This window comes from Thiofractor thiocamini, assembly GCF_055384375.1.
This window is the reverse complement of the sequence record NZ_AP042389.1, coordinates 597,759-613,061: the sequence shown is the minus strand read 5'-3', so window position 1 is coordinate 613,061 and position 15,303 is coordinate 597,759. Positions and strand designations below refer to the sequence as shown.

Annotated in this window: 20 protein-coding genes; 11 read left to right on the top strand and 9 right to left on the bottom strand. The window is 36.5% G+C overall.

Annotation, left to right across the window (positions count from 1 at the left end):
- Positions 1-31: 31 nt before the first annotated feature.
- The 11 genes from folD to ACZ47B_RS03030 all read left to right on the top strand — a co-directional run bounded on the left by folD (position 32) and on the right by ACZ47B_RS03030 (position 9,586).
- Positions 32-880 carry a bifunctional methylenetetrahydrofolate dehydrogenase/methenyltetrahydrofolate cyclohydrolase FolD gene (folD, locus tag ACZ47B_RS03080; protein WP_464895216.1) on the top strand — a complete coding sequence of 283 codons (849 nt, stop codon included), beginning with the start codon at positions 32-34 and terminating at the stop codon, positions 878-880.
- A gap of 31 nt (positions 881-911) precedes the next feature.
- On the top strand, positions 912-1,760 hold the full coding sequence (gene lepB, locus ACZ47B_RS03075; protein ID WP_464895215.1) for a signal peptidase I: 849 nt from the start codon (positions 912-914) through the stop codon (positions 1,758-1,760).
- The gene (locus ACZ47B_RS03070) at positions 1,760-2,395 is read left to right on the top strand and encodes a site-2 protease family protein (RefSeq protein WP_464895214.1); all 636 of its coding nucleotides are present in this window, start codon (positions 1,760-1,762) and stop codon (positions 2,393-2,395) included. Before lepB ends, ACZ47B_RS03070 begins: the two co-directional genes overlap by 1 nt.
- Positions 2,396-2,441: 46 nt before the next feature.
- A complete protein-coding gene (gene rpiB / locus ACZ47B_RS03065) occupies positions 2,442-2,873 on the top strand; it encodes a ribose 5-phosphate isomerase B (RefSeq protein ID WP_464895213.1) in 432 nt (143 codons plus the stop codon).
- The gene (locus ACZ47B_RS03060; protein ID WP_464895212.1) at positions 2,873-3,205 is read left to right on the top strand and encodes a hypothetical protein; all 333 of its coding nucleotides are present in this window, start codon (positions 2,873-2,875) and stop codon (positions 3,203-3,205) included. The genes rpiB and ACZ47B_RS03060 overlap by 1 nt, the downstream gene beginning before the upstream one ends.
- Before the next feature lie 98 nt (positions 3,206-3,303).
- The gene (locus ACZ47B_RS03055) at positions 3,304-3,858 is read left to right on the top strand and encodes an adenine phosphoribosyltransferase (protein WP_464895211.1); all 555 of its coding nucleotides are present in this window, start codon (positions 3,304-3,306) and stop codon (positions 3,856-3,858) included.
- The gene (gene trpB, locus ACZ47B_RS03050) at positions 3,858-5,063 is read left to right on the top strand and encodes a tryptophan synthase subunit beta (RefSeq protein WP_464895210.1); all 1,206 of its coding nucleotides are present in this window, start codon (positions 3,858-3,860) and stop codon (positions 5,061-5,063) included. Before ACZ47B_RS03055 ends, trpB begins: the two co-directional genes overlap by 1 nt.
- Before the next feature lie 22 nt (positions 5,064-5,085).
- Positions 5,086-5,646: a DedA family protein gene (locus ACZ47B_RS03045; RefSeq protein WP_464895209.1), complete on the top strand. Its 561-nt coding sequence runs from the start codon at positions 5,086-5,088 to the stop codon at positions 5,644-5,646.
- 14 nt (positions 5,647-5,660) lie between these two features.
- Positions 5,661-7,142, top strand: a complete 1,482-nt coding sequence (locus ACZ47B_RS03040; protein ID WP_464895208.1) for a leucyl aminopeptidase — start codon at positions 5,661-5,663, stop codon at positions 7,140-7,142.
- Complete coding sequence (gene ychF / locus ACZ47B_RS03035; protein WP_464895207.1) at positions 7,142-8,242, top strand: redox-regulated ATPase YchF; 1,101 nt, start codon at positions 7,142-7,144, stop codon at positions 8,240-8,242. The genes ACZ47B_RS03040 and ychF overlap by 1 nt, the downstream gene beginning before the upstream one ends.
- Positions 8,243-8,245: 3 nt before the next feature.
- Complete coding sequence (locus ACZ47B_RS03030) at positions 8,246-9,586, top strand: MATE family efflux transporter (protein WP_464895206.1); 1,341 nt, start codon at positions 8,246-8,248, stop codon at positions 9,584-9,586.
- Here ACZ47B_RS03030 and ACZ47B_RS03025 read toward each other — a convergent pair.
- From ACZ47B_RS03025 to napG, 9 genes are all read right to left on the bottom strand, one after another.
- Positions 9,578-10,402, bottom strand: coding sequence for a phosphatidylserine decarboxylase (locus ACZ47B_RS03025; protein WP_464895205.1), 825 nt, complete (start codon positions 10,400-10,402; stop codon positions 9,578-9,580). The genes ACZ47B_RS03030 and ACZ47B_RS03025 overlap by 9 nt on opposite strands.
- Before the next feature lie 67 nt (positions 10,403-10,469).
- A complete protein-coding gene (locus ACZ47B_RS03020) occupies positions 10,470-10,934 on the bottom strand; it encodes a PAS domain-containing protein (protein WP_464895204.1) in 465 nt (154 codons plus the stop codon).
- 3 nt (positions 10,935-10,937) lie between these two features.
- Positions 10,938-11,321 carry a chaperone NapD gene (locus tag ACZ47B_RS03015; protein ID WP_464895203.1) on the bottom strand — a complete coding sequence of 128 codons (384 nt, stop codon included), beginning with the start codon at positions 11,319-11,321 and terminating at the stop codon, positions 10,938-10,940.
- On the bottom strand, positions 11,318-12,265 hold the full coding sequence (locus ACZ47B_RS03010) for a WD40 repeat domain-containing protein (RefSeq protein ID WP_464895202.1): 948 nt from the start codon (positions 12,263-12,265) through the stop codon (positions 11,318-11,320). The genes ACZ47B_RS03015 and ACZ47B_RS03010 overlap by 4 nt, the downstream gene beginning before the upstream one ends.
- The gene (locus ACZ47B_RS03005; RefSeq protein ID WP_464895201.1) at positions 12,258-12,527 is read right to left on the bottom strand and encodes a hypothetical protein; all 270 of its coding nucleotides are present in this window, start codon (positions 12,525-12,527) and stop codon (positions 12,258-12,260) included. Before ACZ47B_RS03005 ends, ACZ47B_RS03010 begins: the two co-directional genes overlap by 8 nt.
- Entirely contained in the window at positions 12,518-13,000 is a 483-nt protein-coding gene (locus ACZ47B_RS03000; RefSeq protein ID WP_464895200.1) for a 4Fe-4S dicluster domain-containing protein, read from the bottom strand. Before ACZ47B_RS03000 ends, ACZ47B_RS03005 begins: the two co-directional genes overlap by 10 nt.
- Positions 13,000-13,620 carry a nitrate reductase cytochrome c-type subunit gene (locus ACZ47B_RS02995; protein ID WP_464895199.1) on the bottom strand — a complete coding sequence of 207 codons (621 nt, stop codon included), beginning with the start codon at positions 13,618-13,620 and terminating at the stop codon, positions 13,000-13,002. Before ACZ47B_RS02995 ends, ACZ47B_RS03000 begins: the two co-directional genes overlap by 1 nt.
- Positions 13,604-14,428, bottom strand: coding sequence for a quinol dehydrogenase ferredoxin subunit NapH (gene napH, locus ACZ47B_RS02990; RefSeq protein ID WP_464895198.1), 825 nt, complete (start codon positions 14,426-14,428; stop codon positions 13,604-13,606). Before napH ends, ACZ47B_RS02995 begins: the two co-directional genes overlap by 17 nt.
- A complete protein-coding gene (gene napG / locus ACZ47B_RS02985) occupies positions 14,425-15,303 on the bottom strand; it encodes a ferredoxin-type protein NapG (RefSeq protein WP_464895197.1) in 879 nt (292 codons plus the stop codon). The genes napH and napG overlap by 4 nt, the downstream gene beginning before the upstream one ends.

Below are 15,303 nucleotides of genomic sequence, written 5' to 3'. Positions count from 1 at the left end.
GTATTATACAAAAAAAATATTAAGGTTTGATATGATCGTATTAAACGGTAAAGAATTGGCCGGTAAAATTCAGGCAAAAATAAAAGAGGATGTGGAGTTGTTAAAAAAAGCTTCTATAACTCCGGGATTGGCTGTGATCATGATAGGAGATGATCCTGCGAGTCAGGTTTATGTAAGAAAAAAGGCTGAAGCTTGCAAAGAAGTAGGCATCTACTCCGTAGTTCACGAAATGCCTGACAATATAAAAGAAGAAACCATCATCAATACCATAAAACTGATGAATGAAAACCAAAATATAAACGGTATCTTAGTCCAACTCCCGTTACCTGAACATATAAATCAGACAAAGATACTTGAATCCATAGATCCCAAAAAAGATGTTGACGGGTTTCATCCATACAACATGGGAAGACTTTTCTTGGATCTAGACTCATTTGTGCCTTGTACACCTTTAGGCGTCATGAAAATATTTGAGGAATACGGCATAGATGTCAAAGGAAAAGATGTGTGTATAGTGGGTGCTAGTAATATAGTCGGCAAACCTATGGCTGCTTTGCTTCTAAATGAATTTGCGACAGTTGATATATGTCATGTTTATACAAAAGATTTAAAAGAGCATACAAAAAAAGCTGACATTATCATAGTTGCAGTCGGGAAAGCAGGACTTATAACCGAGGATATGGTCAAGGATGATGCGATAGTTGTAGATATCGGTATAAACAGGCTTGAAAGCGGTAAACTTGTGGGTGATGTAAAGTATGATGAAGTATCAAAAAAATGCTCATACATCACGCCGGTTCCAGGTGGTGTAGGACCTATGACCATCGCTATGCTTTTGTCAAATACCATCAAAGCTACAAAATTAACAACTTCAAAATAATAATTTTTATAATATTATACTAAGGATTGATTTGAAAGAGAGAATGAAAAAATTATATGACTTTTCAAACAGTTGGACAGGTACGATCATCATCGTACTTTTGGTTATATTTTTTATAGCCCAGGCTTTTGTCATACCAAGCGGCTCCATGAAAAGAACTCTTCTTATAGGGGATCACCTTTTTGTAAAGAAATTCGCTTATGGGGTGCCTGTTCCTCACATACCGTGGCTTGAATGGCCGGTGCTGCCTGATTTTAGAGGTGACGGGCATATCATCGAAGGGGATAAACCAAAAAGAGGTGATATAGTGGTTTTTAGATACCCTAAAAATATCAAGGTGCATTATGTAAAAAGATGTGTCGCTACAGGCGGTGATGAGATAATCTTTCAGGAAAAGAAACTTTTTATCCATTTTAAAGAGGGTGACGAGTGGATAAAAAAACATTATCCGCCAACCAGGATATATAAAATAGTAGGCAAGCTCTGGGTCATAAATCCATATATGCTGAAATTCCCGGGTATCCAGTACGATGAAAGTGTCAACCTTTTTAGAGAAATGCTTTTATATATGAGTGCGGGACAACTTGCAATGCAGCCGATGATGCTAAACGAATTGCCAAAATATCAAGATCTTATGATAAATGCTTTTTACTTCAAAGTTCCAAAAGGTAGATACTTCATGATGGGCGACAACAGAGACCACAGTAACGACAGTAGATTTTGGGGAAGTGTTCCTTACAGGGATATCGTTGGTAAACCATGGTTTGTTTACTTTTCATGGGATAAAAACTATAAGATTAGATGGAATCGTATAGGAAGAACGGTCGACGAACTTTCTTTAAATAAAAAATATATAGATAAAAGTGTGAGTTTAAAATAATGGCAAATATGAGTTATATGGAGATCATAGCTGCCATATTGGCACTTATGATAGCTATTATAGGGCATGAGATAATGCATGGGTTGGTAGCTTACAAATATGGTGACAATACCGCAAAAAATGCGGGAAGACTAAGTATCAATCCCATAGTACACATAGATCCGGTAGGAACCATACTGCTTCCTGCCATACTTTACTTCAGTGGCGCTCCCTTCATGTTCGGATGGGCAAAACCGGTACCTATAGACATAAGAACGGTTTTAAGAAACGGTGGATATACCGGAGCGATTGCCGTAAGCTTGGCTGGAATTACTTATAACTTTTTTCTTGCGGTTATAGCCTCTTTTATATTTCCATATTTTAATGTAGCAGGCTCGTTCATCGGGTATCTTTTATATATGATGGTAGTTTACAATGTAGTACTGGGGGTTTTTAACTTATATCCCATACCGCCGCTTGATGGAGCCCATGCGCTGGAGTATTTTTCAAGGATCATAAAGGCTGATTATTTAGCTGATTTTTTAAACAAGATGGAGAGATACGGAATGATCATACTTATCATTTTGATAGCTACTCCTATGGCGGATTATTTTTTCTATCCGGCTATTTATATCATAGATATATTGTTAAAGTAAAATTTGATATAATTAAAGAGCATCTCTAAAATAAAAAGGAATGAAATTGAAATTTTATATAGCTTGTGACCATGCGGGTTTTAACATAAAAGATAGTGTAAAAGAGATAGTTGAAAATCTTGGACATGCTATCATTGATTTGGGAACTAACTCAAATGAAAGAGTTGACTATCCTGATTTCGCACACAAATTAAGCCTCGAAGTTCTAAAAGACGAAGGAAGTTACGGCATCCTTATATGTGGGACAGGAATAGGTATGAGTTTGGCAGCCAATAAACACAAAGGCATACGAGCGGCACTTTGTCATGATGCTTATACCGCCAAAATGGCAAGAGCACACAATGATGCAAATGTGCTTTGTTTCGGAGAGAGAGTCATAGGTCTTGGAGTAGCGGCATCCATCATAGAAGCTTGGTGCGAAACAGAGTTTGAAGGTGGCCGTCATGCAAACAGAGTTAAAAAGATAGAGCTTGATTGATGATAGCTACCTGGTTTGTTTATACCGTTCTTGTCTGTATCGCTTTGTATCTTATGGTGATGATGTTTTACTATAGATCACTTTACAAAAGAGAGCAAAAGATGACCAAAATCACCAAAGATACCCTTGGTGACGCAGAGATAGTAGTCAGGAAGTATCAAGTACAACTTCAAAGAGCTTTGGGCAACATAGACATATTAAGTGACGAATTGACAAAAGTAAAAAACGATATAAAATCACTAAGACAAAGAAACGCCCAAACCAGGATAGAAAATGATAAATTAAGAGAAAAGATAAAAGAGCTTCAAGGTAAGATAGAAGCTTTACTATAGGGGATGATAATGGATGCGGCAACTATATCTTATGTAGCTTTCGGTGTTGTTATAGCACTGTTTGCAGCTATGAAATTTTTTATGTTCAAGGATAATAAATGAGCCTTTTGACTGACCAGGAAAAAAAGTATCTTTTAAGCAGGATACGAGATGTAAAAGATTTTCCAAAACCGGGTATTGTATTTAAAGATATCACGACTCTTTTGAAAGACAAGGATGCTTTTAACTTTTTGATCGAGCATTTGTATAATTACTATAAAGATAGAGATATAGACTTTGTTGCCGGTATCGAAAGTAGAGGTTTTATATTTGGTTCGGCTTTGGCAAACAGGTTAAAAACCAGTTTTACTCCTATAAGAAAAAAAGGGAAACTCCCATATACAACTATATCTGAAAAATATGCTCTTGAGTATGGCTTTGATGAAGTTGAGATCCATATAGACGCATTTGATGGAGATAAGGCTCATCCAAATGTTCTTTTGATCGATGATTTGATAGCTACCGGAGGTACAGCCAAAGCTTCAATCGATCTTATAAACAAAGCAGGTGCCAAATGCAGTGATGCCTGTTTTATCATAGATTTGACTTTTTTAAACGGTACCCAAAACCTGGATAAAGAGTGTGAAGTTTACTCAGTGCTGGAGGTAAACTGATGTATATACCAAAGCCGTCAAATTTTGACCCGGATGCAAATGGTCATTTTGGAAAGTTTGGAGGGAGATTTGTCCCTGAAACTCTGATGCCTATTTTACTGGAACTTGATGACATATATAAAGAGTTAAGATTTGACAGAGAGTTTTGGAGCCAAGTCAATGCATATCTAAAAGATTACGTAGGTCGCCCTTCTCCTTTGACATTTGCTGAAAATATCAGTAATGATATAGGAGCTAAAGTATATCTAAAAAGAGAAGATTTAAACCATACGGGAGCTCACAAGGTAAACAGTGTCATAGCCCAAGGCTTAATCGCTAAAAAGATGGGTAAAAAAAGAGTCATTGCTGAAACGGGTGCCGGTCAACATGGTGTGGCAACCGCTACCATAGCTGCGCTTTTGGGACTTGAATGTGAAATATTTATGGGTGAAAAAGATGTGCATAGACAAGAGTTGAATGTCTTTAGGATGAAGCTTTTGGGAGCCAAAGTGCACTCTGTAAAAAGTGGAAGCAGGACTTTGAAAGATGCTATGAATGATGCCATAAGATACTGGGTAACAAATGCAAGAGATACGTTTTATATCATAGGAACCGTTGCAGGTCCTCACCCCTACCCTGTTATGGTTAGAGATTTTCAGTCCATTATCGGATATGAGGCAAAAGCACAGATTTTAAGAATAGAGCATAAACTACCTGATTTTGTAATAGCTTGTATAGGCGGTGGAAGCAATGCCATGGGGATATTTAACCACTTTCTTATGGAAGACGGAGTTAAATGTATAGGCATAGAAGCCGGAGGACTGGGCGTAGATACCCACAAACACGGAGCCTCACTTGAAAAAGGAAGTCCAGGAGTTTTGCATGGACAACTTAGCTATCTTTTACAGGATGATGACGGTCAAATAGAAGAAGCTTACTCCATTTCAGCGGGGCTTGATTATCCCGGTATCGGACCGGAACATGCATACTTAAAAGAACTGGGTGAAGTTGAGTATGACAATATAACGGATAAAGAAGCACTTGATGCTTTTGTATGGTTGTCACAAAAAGAGGGAATCATACCGGCCTTTGAAAGCTCTCATGCCGTAGCATATCTTAAAAAAATGCCGGAAGAGAGACTTGAAAACTCTTTGGTGATCGTAAATGTTTCTGGAAGAGGAGATAAAGATATGATGCAGGCTAAAGAGATATTACATTTTAACTAATACACATTAATCAAGGATTTTTTTGGAACAAATATTTATAAATTGGCTTATAGAGTATGGGTATATCATACTGTTTTTCTGGAGTATAGCTGAAGGTGAAACAGGTCTTGTTATGGCTGGAGTTTTATCTCATACAGGCGATATGGACTTGACAACTTCTATAGTAGTTGCAGGTCTCGGGGGTTTTACGGGCGATCAGATATATTTTTATATAGGAAGGTACAACAAAAAGTATATACATAAACTATTTAAAACCCAAAGAAGAAAATTTGCTTTGGCAAACATACTTTTAAACAGGTATGGTTGGATAGTAGTGTTTATACAAAGATATCTTTATGGCTTGAGAACTGTACTGCCGATGTTTATAGGCACTACAAGATACAGTGCCAAAAAGTTTGCGATCATCAACTTCTTTGCAGCTATGATATGGGCAAGCATAACCATATGTTTGGCATACATCTTTGGTGAGCAGATCATACAGATTTTACATTTGGCAAAAACTTACTGGTACGTAAGTTTACCGTTGGCGATAGTCATTGCTGGCGGTATTTGGTACTACTTTCATAAAACCACACAAAAATAGATAAAGGGGAAACAGTGAAAATCGAAGTAATTGATGAAACCATAGAAAATATAGAGAGTGATTGTGAGATAATTTTAGTTATAAACAAAGAGTTGAATCACAAATGGATAAAAGATAAAGATGAGTTAGAAGTTCTGGGTTTTAAAGGTAAAGAAGATGAAACATTGCTTCTTCCATTCCAAAAAAGAGTTTACAGCGGATGCGGTTCGTTTGAACCAGATGATATAAGACTTAGTGTATCAAATGCCTTGAAAGCTATCAAAAAAACAAACTTCAAAAGTGCTAAAATAGGCCTTTATACCAAAAGCTGCCCTCCTATAAATGCAAGAGCTTTAAGTGAAGGCATAATGCTTGGAAGTTACACTTTTGATAAGTATAAAAGTGAAAAAGATGAAAAAAAACTTGAATCGATAAAGATATCGACAGAAGATTACAACGGAAACAGATACACTTACGAATCAACTAAAAAAGCTGTAGACGAAGGCATTGTCATAGCAAGTGCGACAAATAAAGCCAAAGACATTGTCAATACCACTCCTTATGATATGACACCGGAAAAATTGGCACTTTACGCTCTTGATATGTCAAAGGATTTGGAAAATGTAGAGTGTTTTATTGGCGATGTGGAATTTATGAAAAAAGAGAAAATGGGCGCATTTTTAGCAGTTGCAAAAGCAAGTGTAAACGAGCCGAGACTCATAAAATTAAGCTATAAGCCAAAAGATGCGACTAAAAGGTTCGTTTTTGTCGGTAAAGGTTTAACTTACGATAGCGGCGGATTAAGTTTAAAGCCAAGTGATTATATGGTAACTATGAAGTCCGATAAGAGTGGAGCAAGTGCGGCTTTGCATATCATAAAGGCTGCAAGCGAGTTAAATCTTCCGTTTGAAGTACATGCTGTTATAGGAGCGGCAGAAAATATGATAGGTGGCAATGCCTATAAGCCTGATGATGTACTAACATCAAGAAACGGAAAAACCATAGAAGTTAGAAATACAGATGCAGAGGGAAGACTCGTGCTTGCTGATTGTCTTGATTATGCTCAAGATTTAAAGCCTGATTATTTGGTCGATTTGGCTACTTTAACCGGAGCTTGTGTGGTAGCACTTGGAGAGTACACAACAGGCATCATGGGACACAGTAGTGAGCTTAAACACTCCATCGCCACTTCAGCTAAAAAAAGTGGTGAATTAACAGGAATGTTACCGTTTAACAGATATCTAAAAAAGCTTTTAAAAAGTTCAATTGCAGATATATCAAATATAGCAAGCTCAAGATACGGCGGAGCTATTACAGCAGGGTTATTTTTGGATAATTTTATCAAAGATGAGTATAAAGATAAGTGGCTTCATCTTGATATTGCCGGACCTGCTTTTATAGAAAAAGAGTGGGGATATAATCAAGCCGGAGCAAGTGGCGCGGGTGTAAGAATGTGTCTTTATTGGCTTAAAGATTTTGCTTATAAGATAAAAAATGTACATAAAGAGGTTAAATAATGGGCGTAAGTGTAGGTATAGTAGGTCTTCCAAATGTCGGCAAATCAACAACTTTCAATGCTTTGACCAAAGCTCAAAATGCCGAAAGTGCAAACTATCCTTTTTGTACTATCGAGCCAAATAAAGCGGTAGTTCCTGTTCCCGATAACAGACTAAATGAACTTGCAAAGATAGTAAATCCAAACAAGATACAGTACTCTACTATAGACTTCGTAGATATCGCGGGACTTGTAAAAGGTGCTAGCAAAGGTGAAGGTCTTGGCAATAAATTTTTAAGTAACATTAGAGAAGTGGAAGTCATACTTCATATGGTTAGATGTTTCGATGATGAAAATATAACCCATGTGGAAAACAGTATAAATCCTTTAAGGGATATAGAGATCATAGAGAGTGAACTTATTTTTGCGGACATCGAGCAACTTGAAAAAAAGATAGAAAAATTAAATAGAACGGCAAAAGCTGATAAAAAAGCCCTTAAACCGCTCGAACTTGCAAAAGAGCTCTTAAATCACTTAAACGAGATAAAACCGGTTAGTAGTTTTGCAAAAAAAGATGACGAAAACTTTAAAGAACTTGACAAAGAACTTAGATTTTTATCCAACAAAGATATCATCTATGGTGCAAACGTAGATGAAGATGCGCTGCTTGAAGATAATGAGTATGTAAAAGCCGTCAAAGTGCATGCCAGGGAAGTTGGAGCAGATGTCATCAAACTATGTGCAAAGATAGAAGAAGAACTTGTCGGACTTGAAGATGATGAAGCAGCTGAATTTTTAAATGATCTAGGTATTGAAGAATCAGGTCTAAATAAAATCATAAGACTCTCTTTTGAAAAACTGGGACTAATTAGCTATTTTACCGCAGGAGTTGTGGAAGTTAGAGCATGGACAATTAAAAAGGGATGGAAAGCTCCAAAAGCAGCTTCAGTCATACACAATGACTTTGAAAAAGGCTTCATCAGAGCCGAAGTTATCAGCTATGAAGACTTTGTAGCCTATGGTGGTGAAGCAGGAGCCAAAGAAGCCGGTAAAATGCGGCTTGAAGGAAAAGATTATCTAGTGCAAGACGGTGATGTCATGCACTTTAGATTTAATGTATAATTGATGCATAAAGAAGATGATCTTTCTAGAGGCAGTATAAAAAAACATATCAAAAATATAGCTTTGCCGGCAAGTATCGGTTACTTTTTCCATACAATGTTCAATGTAACCGATACATACTTTGCCGGACAAATCTCTTCAGTTGCTTTGGCGGCACTTTCGTTCAATTTTTCCATATTTTTTATGATTATCGCAATAGCTGGAGGAATGAGTCAGGGGGTAACCGCACTTGTGGGAAACGCTCTTGGTGAAAAAGATAGAGTAAAAGCCAAACATATAATGCTTAATAGTTTTTTCTTTGCTGCAGTATTATCATTTATCCTTAGTGTTTTGGGATTTTTGATCGCTCCTTTTTTGCTGAAGCTTTTGGGAGCAAAAGGAGAATACTTAAAAGAATCTCTTTCTTATATAGACATTATCATCGTAGCCTCTGTATTTTATGTGGGCGCATTCTTTTGTAATGCCACGTTAAATGCCATAGGCAATACTAAGGCTTTTAGAAATTTTTTAACAGCCGGTTTTATTATGAATATCTTTCTTGATTATTGGTTTATCGGCGGGGGATTGGGTTTGGAGCCAATGGGGATAGCAGGCATAGCTTTGGCTACTACGATAGTAGAATTTTTTGGGTTTTGTTATCTTTTTTGGATCCTTAAAAAAAGTTATCTTTTTAAAGATTTACCAAGATTTAAACTCGATATAAAAGTGATCTTTTCTTTATTGAAACAGGGATTTCCTCCAACGGTAAATATGATGCTGATGGCACTTGGGATGTATATCATAACTTATTTTATAGCAGGTTTTGGAGATAATGCGGTTGCCGGTTATGGAGTGGCAGTTAGAATAGAACAAATCGTTTTGTTACCAAGTATAGGCATAAATGTTGCAGTTTTAACCATAGTTTCACACAATAACGGAGCAAATAAGATCCAAAGGATCATCGATACTGTCAAGTATGCAAAAAAGATAGGTTTTATCTTGTGGATACTTTCCATGATGTTTATATTTTTCTTTGCAAATGAGTTGTTACATTTCTTTTCTAATAACAGTGAAATCATTGAGATAGGGAAAGAGTATCTGTTTGTCACTGCGACAGCTTTATATGCATATATGCTTGTTTTTATACATATATCTTTGCTTCAAGGCATAAAACAACCCTCTTTTTTGGTTACGCTAGGGTTGATAAGGCAGATTTTTATACCTGTATTGATATTTTCTTTATTAAAATATTTAAATTTGCCTATTCTGTATTATTGGATATCAATGGCAGCTACTATATGGTTTTCCGCATTTTTGATCATATGGTATTCCAAAAAGAAGATAGAAATAAGAAAATTACAGTAATTTTGCTATATTTTCACCAAATCTTATCTTTTGCATTCTCTCACAAGTAAGCTTGACGGAATCTTTTTCAAAAAACATTACTATAGTCGAGCCCATTTCAAATCGACCTAGTTCATCACCTTTTTTCAAGTGAATATCGGCATACTGGTAAGTGGTTATACTGTCTTTTTGTATATTTGTTTGAATTCTATCATCAAAATTAAACTTCATCTTTCCTACATTCAGTGCTCCTACAAAAACCATGTACAATACCTTATCTTCTTTTGTTTTGCACTCTAAGATCACTCTCTCATTTTTGACAAAAAGATCAAAGACTTTATTGAGATATTTTAAATTGACCGGATATAAAAGCCCTGGAACATGGATAACTTTCAAAATTTGCAAATCAACAGGAACGTGATATCTGTGATAATCCTTTGGTGATAGATAAAGATTGATAAATTCGCCATTGTATATCTTTTTTATTTTATTTTCATCAGCATATACACTCAATAACTCATCTGCTTTGTAGTAAAAGCCTTTTATCTGCATTGTTCTACTGATGAACATATCTCCAAGTTCGGTTATAAGGCCGTCACAAGGAGATATGATTATCTTTTCATCTGTGGATATTTCTCTTGGATTTTTCAATCTTCTTGTAAAAAGTTCGTTTAAGCTTTTATAGCTTCCCAGTGAGTCGAATTCACTCAAATCCACCTTCATGGTTTTTACATATATAAAATTTATGATATATTGCAAAGGGGCTATAAAACAGTGTGAAGCAAATTTGCCAAAAATTCTTGAAATGACATTGGTTACGGTAGGTTTAAATATCAACTATAGCCTTCAAAATAAAATAAGGCGTATTATACTATATTTTACAGATTTTATCTATAGGGCATCTCTAAAAAACCTTATACTCTATATGCCTTCTTGGCTCATTAAACTCTTCTTTCATTTTATCATATCTTATCTGGGCTTTTATCTTTTCTTCAAGAGTTATAGGCTTTCTTAAAGATTTGTACTCTACAAGTTTCCCATCTTTGTATACACCGTTTATGATCGCATATACCCAGTAGTAACCATTGTCTTTTCTTAGATTTTTTACATATCCTTCCCATTTGCCTGTTTTTTCAAGAGATTCCCAAAGCTGCCTGAAGATTTCTTTGGGCATATCGGGGTGTCTTACTATACTGTGAGGTTTGCCGATCAGTTCATCATCATCATCATATCCGCTAATGGCACAAAATATGTGATTTGCATATGTTATGATACCTTTTAGATCGGTTCTAGATATGATAAGCTCACCCTCGGGAACTTCAGTTTCAAACAAGAACATACTGCTGTCATAATCTCTTACTCTACCCATTGATCAAACCTTCTGTTTTTTTGCAAACTCATATATGTCTTTTTTCTTCAAATCACCGTTATATACTACAGTTGACGGGTCTATTTTTGTTGTATCCTGATCTAAAACTTTTGGCACGGCATCGGCATTTTCCAAAACTTTCATATGCTTGTCAAGTTCATCTTCAGAATAACTCATCTGCATATCCGCAGCTATGACATATTTTATTTGCTCTATAACTTTTAACTTTTGAAGCTCTTCGGATACATCTTCTCCCTCAATAGTCACAATGATCCTGCCTTTTTCATCGTGAAAATGATAATCACAAACTTCGCAGTTTTTTAAGTCCTGAACAACACTTTCAAGATATTCGGGTCTGGTCTGTACAACTATACTGGATATATTCATTTCAGTCTCCAAAATTTGATTTTATTTTTATCACTTGTGATAATATTTTTTTCATCAAGAAAAATAATATTTGAAATGGGATTGTCATTTTTTCTCAGTTTATATAGATTTTCTTTTGTATACACGTCAAATACAGTTATATTGTTTTTATCATCGCTTGCATATCCACAAAGTTTACCGCTTGGACTAAGACCGGTAGAATAAACGATAAAATTGCTCTCTTTGTGATATGCCATGCTGCCATCATCTTTGTATATACCGCATTTTTTATCTTTACTTGCAACCGCTATGATATGATTCTTGTAATCAAGCTGATATACATTATCCAGGTTTTGTCCACTGTATTCTTTAAGTATTTTAGCATCATTTACATCGATTATCTTAACACTTCCACTTTCATCTGAAAACGCTATTTTGGATTTGTCTTCATTGAACCTAAAATCAGAAAATTTTGATTGTGATACTTGTTTGTCATACAGTACTTTTTTGTTTACAATATCGTAGAGTATCAGTTCTGAACTGAGTAATGCCAGTAGGATTTTATCTGGAGTTACATATTTTACTTTCATTATAGCCATTTGATCTTCTTCATCAAAAATTTTATGAAGTTTGTCATTGTAATACAGATAAACTCTACTAAACCCTTTTTCGCCTTGAGAAGCCAAAAGTATCTTATCTGCAGAAACATCAACAGAAAAAACCCTTACATCGTTCAAGTCACCAAATAGATCTTTTATCTTTTTGAACTTTATCTCTTTTATCATCTTTTTTGTCTCAAGATCAAATATATCAACTTTGCCACTATCGGTTGTTGCATATATCTTTTGGTTTTTTACAGACATGTCGATGACTTCACCGTTTGTATCGATACTGCTATACGGTAACAGATCATGCGCTGCAATAGCAATACAGGACAATATTAAAAGAGTAAAGATTTTACCCATTTATAGCTTCCTCATTATATTTTTTTTGATATTTTGCCATTTCCATTTTTACCTCTTCAAAATGCTCCGGCGTGACATTGTCATCTTTTAGCCATTCAACTTCTATGTCACCGCCGTAGTCATCACCCATCTGCTCAATCGCATCTTCAAAAAGTTGCATATTTTTACATGTGGCTTTTCTGCCATCGAAGGTATCAAGCAGTTCTATATACCATCCGCCAAGACCGTTTTCTTTTATCGTAGCCGTAAATTTTACTGCCATTGTTTAACCTTTATCGCCTCTGTCGGGCAAACTTTCACACAAAACCCGCAATTTGTGCATTTTTCATAATCAATTTCAGCTCTAAAGAGTCCCAAAAATTCTATCGAATTATCAAGGCAAACCTCTTTACAGCTAAAACACATTGTTTTTTGCCAACTCAGACATTTTAACATATCAATCTCAAATTTGGCATTAATCAATTTTTTATTTTCAATATTCAGTACACCGTACTCACACTCTATCGCACATTTATCACAATATGTACATCCACCTTTTGTAAAATCCAACACAGGTGACCCATCCTCTTTGATAACGATGATATTTTCTTCGCAAATTTTTTCGCATTTTCCGTCACATTTTATACATTCCGAAAAAATTTCCTCATCTATAAAATAAGGTGGTCTTGCTTCAATACTCCCCTGCCCTTTTTTGCCAAAAGCAAGAGAGCTAAAAAGCTCTCTTCTTTTATTCATCAGTCTGTATTTACTCCCGCATTCAAATCATGTATAAGATTTGATCTTTTTGCACCGTTAGGAGATTTATAGCCTGGTTGAAAAGTATTGCCAACCAAAGGTTTTACATTGGCTTGAGGAACATGGCACTGAGTACAGTTGTATCTTCCTGCATATAACTTTCCATGCAATGGTGTCTCGAAAACTTCATTTGCACCACCATTTGGCTTTGCAACAACTTTACCTTTCTTGATCAATTTGCCATTTTTGGCTAACACTTCAACAGGTCTAAAACTTGTAAAGTGAGAAGGTGGTATAGGAGTTGCATGCATACTTTTTGCAACTTCAGGCATATGACAGCCAAGACAAGCATTATTACCTTTTGTTATAGGTACAAATCCCTTTACACTATGCGGTATCAAAGGTGGAGCATCTTGAAAAGATCTCTGATACAATTTTGCCTTACCCGGCTGTGCAGCTGTATATGTAACCTTTTGCGGAGTTACAGCCGCTTCGGTATGAACCGGAGCTTTTCTCAAGCTTAATGATTCAGCTGTTATGTCTCCTCCACCTGTTGCACAACCGACAACAAAGAGCGAAAGAGTAGCTACACTTAGAGCTATCTTAGTCATTTTTTTCATTATCATTCTCCTTTTTATTATTTACTTTTAAAAAAAACCCGAGGGCATTATCATCACAAACATCTATGCATCTTCCACAGTTCGTGCATTCACCGGAAGTAACCGGTACAGACTCTTTGGCAATCATATGCAAAACCTGATTCTCAGGGCATATAACCTTACATTTCATGCAAGCAGTACAAGCTTCACTATCGTGTTTGACTTTGAAAAACCTATACTTGCCGATGATCGCATAAAATCCTCCAAGCGGACAAAGGTGTCCACACCATCCGTTTTTTAGAACGAACAGATCGAAAAGATAGACGATCACGATAGTTGCCCATCCAAATCCCATGCCAAACACAAGTCCTCTGTGAACCATAGAGATGGGCGATATGAACTCAAAAGCCGCTAAAGCCAAAAAGTATGACAATACAAGACTTATCCCAATGATCCAGTATCTTGCAGATCTGCTGACGGGAGTTTTCTTCGCTATCATATCGAAGCCAAATTTTCTCCTGGTCCAGTTTGCTGCATCAGTGATTATATTAACCGGACATACCCAAGAGCAAAATGCTCTTCCGCCTATAAGTGCATAAAAAAGCGTTATAACTGCTGCGCCTATCAAAAGATTGGTCGATATGACGGCACCTGCTATGAACATTTGAAGCACTGCATAGGGATCACTCAAAGGTATGACTCCAAACAACAAAGAAGTACTCAAGTTACCGGCGAGAACCTTCCACCCATAGTAGTTTCCGGCGATAAAAAGCAAAATGATCGTAACCTGCACAACTCTTCTGGCTGTTAGATATATATAGTGTCTCATTCTAACAATCCTCCCAAGTCATTTAGTTTATCTATCGCTTTTCTTTTACTTCTTTCATCTATGGTATGGATCTCTTTCGCATTTTTCACTCTTTGCTGATCACTGCTATCCCATCCTTTTACATAATGAGTACCTACTTTTCCTTCTGCATACTCTAAGGGTAGTACGAATATAGCAGCTTTTTCAACAACGCAAGCATGTTCGCATAAACCACATCCCGTACAAAAGTCACTATGGACTACCGGAAGCAAAAATGCATGCTTACCTGTTCTTTTATTCATCTGCATATCTATGGTAAGTGCTTTTCCAAGCAAAGGGCATGCTCTGTAGCATGCGTCACATTGCAAACCCCAATACGCTATACAGCTCTCTTTATGCACAACTGCCAAGCCCATTTTGGCTTTGGTGATATCGGGTTTTTTACTCTTTTTATTTGTCAATTTTTTTATATCAAGAGCACCGCTTGGACAAGAGGCGGCACAAGGTATATCATCACACATGAAACAAGGCACTTCCCTTGCCGTAAAGTATGGAGTGCCTAAAGGCTTATTGTCTCCTGGTTTGGCAAGTTTTAAAGTCGGCTCTTTGGTGCCGATTCTTTTACCTTTTTCATCGTATATGATGTTGCCATCCCTGTTCCTGCAGGCCTCTACGCAAAGTCCGCATTTGATGCATGTTTTTAAAAAATCACTCTCCTTCAGAGCTCCGGGCGGTCGAAGCAAAAGTTTGTTGGCTTTTGCTTCATCCACATAGGCACTCCAAGCAAGGCCTCCAAGCACAGCAAGTCCAAGATTTCTAGTGGTTGCAAGAAATCCTCTTCTGCTTTCGCTGAGGGGCTTTTTGTATGAGTTTATCTTTTTTTGTTTGTGTTGCAT

Excerpts from the sequence above, each read along its gene's own strand:
- folD (WP_464895216.1), top strand. The coding sequence starts at position 32 with ATGATCGTATTAAACGGTAAAGAATTGGCCGGTAAAATTCAGGCAAAA.
- ACZ47B_RS03070 (WP_464895214.1), top strand. The coding sequence starts at position 1,760 with ATGGCAAATATGAGTTATATGGAGATCATAGCTGCCATATTGGCACTT.
- ACZ47B_RS03060 (WP_464895212.1), top strand. The coding sequence starts at position 2,873 with ATGATAGCTACCTGGTTTGTTTATACCGTTCTTGTCTGTATCGCTTTG.
- ACZ47B_RS03055 (WP_464895211.1), top strand. The coding sequence starts at position 3,304 with ATGAGCCTTTTGACTGACCAGGAAAAAAAGTATCTTTTAAGCAGGATA.
- trpB (WP_464895210.1), top strand. The coding sequence starts at position 3,858 with ATGTATATACCAAAGCCGTCAAATTTTGACCCGGATGCAAATGGTCAT.
- ychF (WP_464895207.1), top strand. The coding sequence starts at position 7,142 with ATGGGCGTAAGTGTAGGTATAGTAGGTCTTCCAAATGTCGGCAAATCA.
- ACZ47B_RS03030 (WP_464895206.1), top strand. The coding sequence starts at position 8,246 with ATGCATAAAGAAGATGATCTTTCTAGAGGCAGTATAAAAAAACATATC.
- ACZ47B_RS03020 (WP_464895204.1), bottom strand. The coding sequence starts at position 10,934 with ATGGGTAGAGTAAGAGATTATGACAGCAGTATGTTCTTGTTTGAAACT.
- ACZ47B_RS03015 (WP_464895203.1), bottom strand. The coding sequence starts at position 11,321 with ATGAATATATCCAGTATAGTTGTACAGACCAGACCCGAATATCTTGAA.
- ACZ47B_RS03010 (WP_464895202.1), bottom strand. The coding sequence starts at position 12,265 with ATGGGTAAAATCTTTACTCTTTTAATATTGTCCTGTATTGCTATTGCA.
- ACZ47B_RS03005 (WP_464895201.1), bottom strand. The coding sequence starts at position 12,527 with ATGGCAGTAAAATTTACGGCTACGATAAAAGAAAACGGTCTTGGCGGA.
- ACZ47B_RS03000 (WP_464895200.1), bottom strand. The coding sequence starts at position 13,000 with ATGAATAAAAGAAGAGAGCTTTTTAGCTCTCTTGCTTTTGGCAAAAAA.
- ACZ47B_RS02995 (WP_464895199.1), bottom strand. The coding sequence starts at position 13,620 with ATGAAAAAAATGACTAAGATAGCTCTAAGTGTAGCTACTCTTTCGCTC.
- napH (WP_464895198.1), bottom strand. The coding sequence starts at position 14,428 with ATGAGACACTATATATATCTAACAGCCAGAAGAGTTGTGCAGGTTACG.
- napG (WP_464895197.1), bottom strand. The coding sequence starts at position 15,303 with ATGCAACACAAACAAAAAAAGATAAACTCATACAAAAAGCCCCTCAGC.